Source organism: Pirellulales bacterium (assembly GCA_035499655.1).
GTDB lineage: Bacteria > Planctomycetota > Planctomycetia > Pirellulales > JADZDJ01 > DATJYL01.
On record DATJYL010000148.1, the window covers coordinates 1 to 3,447 of the forward strand.

The following is a 3,447-nucleotide window of genomic DNA, read 5'->3' on the forward strand; positions in this document are numbered from 1 at the left end:
ACACCAGCAGCCAACTTACCGCCGAGTGGGGTCGACCGCGCCGCTGCAATAAAACCGATGGCACGCTGACGACGGCCAGCAGGTAACTCAGTGCTAAAAACAGCAGCCACCAGTCGGTCGACCAGCGCAGCACCGCCAGCAATGAAAGGTTGGGCATCATGGCCCTGCAAGTTTAGCACAAACCGTCCTTCCGTGACCGGCTGTCACTCCGGCTCGATAATCACTCCGTCGCTGATGTGCTTTTTGGTGAACGTTACCGAAATGTTGAATTTCTTATCGCTGGCGTGCCAGGTCATCATCTCCGTGCCGTCGGCGTTTTTAATGTCTTCGGCGGGCTTGCCCATAGCCTTCACCATGTCGTCCGGTCCGTCGCCAATTTTCGCACCGAACACCACGCCCGGCCATTCTGCCCAAAAGTTGCAATTCGTCACCTTTTTATCGTGAATCTCAAACCCAAATTTTCCGTAATCGGCAATCACGCCGGGATCTTTAGATTTCGCGCCGGTGACAAAAACATCAACCGGAGCGCCGAATTTCGCAAACACACTGGCCAGCGGTTGCTTCAACATGGCGGCAACATCGTCCACGCTGGGCAGCGGCTTTTGACCCTGGACCAATTCTTGGGCGCTCCCCAGCCGAGCGAAAAGCATGGCAGCCGTCAGCACGATCAATCCGCCAACGCTTTGGGCCTTGCTCATAATCTTTTTCCTCTTGATTAGTCGTTTTGTGGACGGCTGCCGAAAAACATGAAGCTTGCCCGCTCTCTGCCTATTTTCTCGAATGCGCCGCTGTCACATTGCGTTTACTCAGCGTTCACCACCGCCCGGTCCATTTTATTGTCCTTGTCGAAGTTAATCATCAAATACCCATCCTGATCTTTGAACGACCACACCAGGTACGGCAAGCCATCGGAGTCTTTATTGGTAGATTCCGGCTGGCCCAGCTTCTTGACGACGTCGTCTTGCGAATCCCCAATTTTTGCGCCGTAAACCGTTCCTTTCCAATTCGAAAAAAAGATGCAGCAATCCACCACCCGATTTTGTATTTTGAAGCCATAGGACCCATAATCGAGTAACACTTCCGGATCATCCGCGTTAACGTCGGTCGGTAGCAAATCGTCTGGATAGCCAAGCTTGACGAACACTTTAGACATCCGGGTCCCGACCAAATCGATTATTTCTTTGTCGCTGGGTGGGGCTTTCTCATCGCTTTTCAACTCCCGCGTCACAGCGATCAAACACAGGCTGGCCATTAAGAACATGACCGACAGCCGAGCACGCATGATGCACTCCTCGTGAGATGGTCCAGTGGAACTCCGCCGCTACGGCCTGGCGGCAAAAAGTTTCTAGGCTGCCGCCTATCGTAGCCTGTGAAAACGCGGCAAGCAACCGACCGGTGAAAGAGGCCACGCGACAGAAACGCCATGGCCAAAAAAAGGAAAGCCGCTGGAACTGCCCGATTCCAGCGGCTCTTTTGGGGACCCGTCCGGCTAAAGAAGAGCCCCATAAAAATGCAGATCGGCAACGCAGCTACAGGCCGTTGATGGGAACTGAACCGCCAGTAGAGGGATGCGGAAGACCGCACCGCGGCTGTTTAGAATTTGTCGCGCCCATGAATCCGCGGCGCAGCGTCTCTCGGCGAAGGATTCACGTGGCTGTGTAAACAATTCGCGGCCTCAATTTACGACCGCTACAACTTCCGCCGGCGCATCATTTTTCGCTGGCAAATTGCGTTTAAGCGATATAATCGAACCCAATAGTGGCTGAACTGCAGCCACGATGTTATTTCGCAACCTATATCCATAAGAAGCTTTACAGCATCCGTGAAGAATTGCATCACTTCATCCAGCATGATTTTCTGACGAGCCCGCCATGATCCGATCGATCGGCAATCGTTCTCCTGCGGCGTCGCGGCCATTTTGGACCATGTTCGCGGTGGCCGGATTGATTTCTTTCGCGCTCCTGCAAAGCGGCTGCGAAGAGGAACATAGCGCCGCATCCGCCGACGAAAAGCCTCCCCTGGTCCGCGTGCAGCAGCCGGTGACAAAATCCGTGACCGATTATGAGTATTTTACCGGCCGCTCCGACGCCCCGTATTCGCTGGACGTGCGGTGCAAGGTGAACGGCTATTTGGTGCGCTGGAATTACGACGCCAAGAGCGATCAGCCGCCGGTGAAGGATTTTAACTTCATTGTCGGCCAAGAAGTAAAGCGCGACCAGGTGCTGTTCAAAATCGATCCACGCCCCTATCAGGCCACGTACGATCAGGCAATCGCGCAAGTCAATCTGGCCAAGGCACAGTTGCAATTGGCCCAGGCCGATTACGCCCGAGCCCTGGTCGTGGCTAAAACGCCGGGCGCCATCAGTGCGCAAGATGTCGACAAGTATTTGGCGGCCCAGGGAAAAGCAGAGGCCGAAGTCGCCGCCCAGCAAGCCAACTCGGAATCCGCGCTGTTGAATTTGCAATTCACTGACGTGAAGACCGACATCGACGGCGTCGTCGGCCGCAATCTTTTATCGGTCGGCAACTTGGTCGAAGCCAACACGCTGCTGACCACCGTCGTTTCGGAAGACCCGATGTACGCTTACTTCGACATCGACGAAGTCACGCTGGAACGCATCGCCACGCTCATGCGCGAAGGCAAATTGAAATCGGCCCGCGACGAAGACAAATACGAAAAATACCCTGTCGATTTGGGCCTGACCGGCGGTGAGGATTATCCGTACACGGCCTACATCGATTTCGTCAATAATCAAATCGATCCCACCACCGGCACACTGCAAGTGCGTGGCGTGATTGCCAACCCCAAGCCCCCTCAAGGCCCCCGGGTGTTTGCGCCCGGCATGTTTTTACGTGTGCGGCTGCCGATTGGCGATGCCCACCCGGCGCTGCTCGTGCCGCAAGCCGCCATCGGGACCGATCAATCGCAGAAATATGTGTACGTGGCCAATGCCGACAATATGGTCGAATACCGTCCTATTAAAGTGGGTGAAGTGCAACCCGATAATCTGCAAGTGGCCATGCCGGAACAGATCGTGAGCGACGCCAACGGCATTCGCATAGCCAAGCCCGACGAAAAGGGAGCCGAGCCCAGCTTGGCGGCCGGCGACCGCATTATCATCGGCGGCCTGCAGCGCATCCACCCCGGGATGAAAGTGGAAATTCAACCTTCGGCACAGTAGTAATTTTCACGCACTGACCGTCCAAGCACATCGCCTAAGCACCTGGTCTGAAAGCCCCGCTCATGTTTGCCAAATTCTTCATCGAACGCCCGATTTTTGCCTGGGTGATTTCGATTGTCATTTTGCTGTTGGGCGGTGTGGCGGTCATTTCGCTGCCGGTGGCGCAATATCCCAACATTACACCCCCCAGCGTGCAGGTGACGGCCAGCTATCCCGGCGCCAACGCTCAAGTGGTGGCCGACAGCGTGGCCGCGCCCATCGAACA

At 55.4% G+C, this 3,447-nt stretch carries 4 protein-coding genes; 2 read left to right on the plus strand and 2 right to left on the minus strand.

Annotated elements, in window-relative coordinates; translation table 11 throughout:
* Positions 1–203 precede the first annotated feature (203 nt).
* Both VMJ32_10645 and VMJ32_10650 read right to left on the minus strand, forming a co-directional pair.
* A complete protein-coding gene (locus VMJ32_10645; GenBank protein HTQ39479.1) occupies positions 204–698 on the minus strand; it encodes a hypothetical protein in 495 nt (164 codons plus the stop codon).
* A gap of 104 nt (positions 699–802) precedes the next feature.
* Positions 803–1,282, minus strand: a complete 480-nt coding sequence (locus VMJ32_10650; protein ID HTQ39480.1) for a hypothetical protein — start codon at positions 1,280–1,282, stop codon at positions 803–805.
* A gap of 589 nt (positions 1,283–1,871) precedes the next feature.
* Here VMJ32_10650 and VMJ32_10655 point away from each other — a divergent pair.
* Positions 1,872–3,182: an efflux RND transporter periplasmic adaptor subunit gene (locus VMJ32_10655; protein ID HTQ39481.1), complete on the plus strand. Its 1,311-nt coding sequence runs from the start codon at positions 1,872–1,874 to the stop codon at positions 3,180–3,182.
* A 62-nt stretch (positions 3,183–3,244) separates the two neighbouring features.
* Positions 3,245–3,447: efflux RND transporter permease subunit (locus VMJ32_10660; protein HTQ39482.1), on the plus strand; the 203-nt coding region annotated here is incomplete at its 3' end.

What these genes read in the sequence shown, in the direction of transcription:
- VMJ32_10645 (HTQ39479.1), bottom strand. Translation starts at nt 698, where the DNA reads ATGAGCAAGGCCCAAAGCGTTGGCGGATTGATCGTGCTGACGGCTGCC.
- VMJ32_10655 (HTQ39481.1), top strand. Translation starts at nt 1,872, where the DNA reads ATGATCCGATCGATCGGCAATCGTTCTCCTGCGGCGTCGCGGCCATTT.
- VMJ32_10650 (HTQ39480.1), bottom strand. Translation starts at nt 1,282, where the DNA reads ATGCGTGCTCGGCTGTCGGTCATGTTCTTAATGGCCAGCCTGTGTTTG.